Genomic DNA, 2654 nt, shown 5'->3' with positions numbered 1-2654 from the left:
CAAAGGAGGATGAGAGCGAGGGTCCGTCCGAGAGTGTCAACAACCAGCAATCTCTGCTCAATGAATTTGTCCAGCAGCACCGTTTGACCGTTTTCGACACCTACATCGACGATGGCTGGAGCGGAACAAACTTCGACCGTCCAAATTTCCAGCGTATGATTGCCGATATCGAGGCCAAAAAGGTAAACATGGTCATCACCAAGGATCTGTCCCGCCTGGGCCGCGACTACATCCTGACCGGCCACTACATGGAGCGATACTTCCCGGAGCATCGTGTCCGCTATATCTCCCTGCTGGACGGCATCGACACCGGGGTGGACTCTACAGCCAACGACATCACCCCTTTCCGCGCCATCATGAACGATATGTACGCCAAGGACATCTCCAAGAAGATTTCCAGCGTCAAGCATGACAAGCAGCGCAAGGGCCTGTTCATCGGCGGCAAGCCAGTCTATGGCTACAAGATGCACCCCACGGAGAAGAACAAAATCGTCATCGACGAGGACGCGGCCCCCATAGTGCGCCGTATCTTCGGCATGGCGCTGGAGGGCGTGAGTTGCCGTCAGATCGCTGCCCGGCTGAACGACGAGGGGGTGCCTACTCCCGCCACCTATGCCGGTCTGCCAGTTGCCAATCCCAGCCCTTACACCGGCCTGTGGAGCAGCGAGCGCATCTCCGATATGCTGCAAAATGAAACCTACATCGGCAGCATGGTCCAGGGCCGCACCCGAAAGATTAACTACAAATCCAAGAAGTGCATCAAGCAGGACCGCCGGGACTGGGTGGTGGTGGAGGGCACACACGAGCCGATCATCGACCGGGAGACATTCGACAAGGTACGGGCCCTGGTCAACAGCCGCAGGCATACCCGCAGCCGGACTTATGATTTTCTCCTCAAGGGGCTAATCTTCTGCCACGAGTGCGGCTACCCGCTGGCGGNGCTCAACCGGAAANACGCGGCGGGAGAGGACCGGCTGTATTTTGTCTGCCGGACCTACCAGCGGTTCACCAAAGCGGGGGTCTGCACCAGTCACACCATCAAGGAGGAGACGGTCACCCGGGCGGTGGTGGAAAAGGTACGGGAGGTCTGCGGGGCCTATCTCCAAGCGGACCGACTCCTGCCACAGGCACAGAGGGCAGTGGCCAAGGCTGTCGCGGAGGCGGACAACGAGAAGGAGATCAGCGCTCTCAAGGCTAAGATCGACAGCCTGACCGCCCATCTGGACAAGGTCTACATGGATAAGCTGGGCGGCGTTCTGGACGAAGGCGACTTTCAGCGCATCTACACCAAGGTCAAGACCGACCGCGCTGCCCTGGAGCAGCGCCTCAGCCAGCTGGACCGCCCGGACTTCTCCCCGGCGGAACAGGCCGACTTGGCAAAAAAACTGGTGGAGCGGTTCTTGGATACCGCATCCACCAATCGGGAGCTGCTTGTCAGCCTCATCGAACGAATNGAGCTGACAGCAGATAAACAAATCATCATCAAATTTCGCTTCAACCAGCCGGAAACCGCATAAAACCGACACAAAATCACGAACCACATCGTTTACAATACCCGGGGCGCTATGTGTCCCGCATTGAAAAACGGGCCCTGGAAAAGCTCCGGGAGGCCCTTCAGGAGGGCCCGGAGCGCGGGCCCTCCGCCGGATAGGGCGCGAATCCGCCGGACCCGCCGGCGCTTTTCTTCACAGCTTCAGGGATTCTATGGCCTCCCGCATCTGCTCCGCCGAGGCGCTCAGCGCCGCCCGCTCCCCGCTGCTCAGCGGCATCTCCAGAATTTCCTGCAAGCCCTTCCGGCCCACGATGGACGGAAGGCTCAGCGCCAAGCCGTTCATCCCATACTGCCCGTCCAGCACCGCCGACACCGGCAGCACCGCCCGCTCGTCCTTCACGATGGCCTCCGCGATGCGGCCCACCGCCATGGCGATGCCGTAGTACGTGGCCCCCTTCCGCTCAATAATCTGGTAGGCGCTGTCCCGGACCTCCCGGTACAGCCGCTCCCGGTTCTCCGCTCCCAGGGTCTGCCCCCGGACCCGGCAGAAGTCCTCCAGGTCCAGCCCGGAAACGTTGGCCTCGCTCCACACCGCCAGCTCGCTGTCCCCGTGCTCCCCGATGATGAAGGCGTGGATGTTCCGGCTGTCCACCTCCAGCTCCGCCCCCAGCAGCTGCTTTAAACGCCCCGTGTCCAGCACCGTCCCGGAGCCCATCACCCGCTCCCGGGGATAGCCCGAAAGCCGCCAGGCCGCGTAGGTCAGCACATCCACCGGGTTGGACACCACCAGCAGAATCCCGCCGAAGTTCCGGGCGGTGACCTCCTTCAGCACGGACCGGAGAATTTCCGTGTTCTTCCCGATGAGATCCAGCCGGGTCTCCCCCGGCTTCTGGTTCGCCCCGGCGGTGATGACCGCCAGGGCGCAGTCCGTCAGATCGTCGTAGTCCCCGGCGGAAATCTCCATGGCCGCGCCGTAGGGCAGGCCGTCCCGGAGGTCCATGGCCTCCCCCTCCGCCTTGTCCCGGTTGGCGTCCAGCAGCACCAGGCGGGTAAACAGGCCCNGCTGCAAAAAGCGGAAGGCGATGGACGCCCCCACGTTGCCGCAGCCGATGACCGCCGCTTTTCAGTGGTCGATTTTCATGAAACATCCTCCCTGTTTACG

2 protein-coding genes are annotated in these 2654 nt (G+C 61.8%); one reads left to right on the top strand and one right to left on the bottom strand.

The genetic code is table 11. From position 1 onward, the window contains the following. On the top strand, positions 1–1517 hold a 1517-nt coding region (locus JX325_RS14855; RefSeq protein WP_204791851.1), incomplete at its 5' end, for a recombinase family protein. 168 nt (positions 1518–1685) lie between these two features. Here JX325_RS14855 and JX325_RS14850 read toward each other — a convergent pair. Next, the gene (locus JX325_RS14850) at positions 1686–2603 is read right to left on the bottom strand and encodes an L-lactate dehydrogenase (protein WP_243414117.1); all 918 of its coding nucleotides are present in this window, start codon (positions 2601–2603) and stop codon (positions 1686–1688) included. Positions 2604–2654: the final 51 nt, after the last annotated feature.

Source organism: Oscillibacter sp. CU971 (assembly GCF_905219725.1).
GTDB lineage: Bacteria > Bacillota > Clostridia > Oscillospirales > Oscillospiraceae > Oscillibacter.
This window is presented reverse-complemented; position numbering and strand designations above follow the sequence as displayed.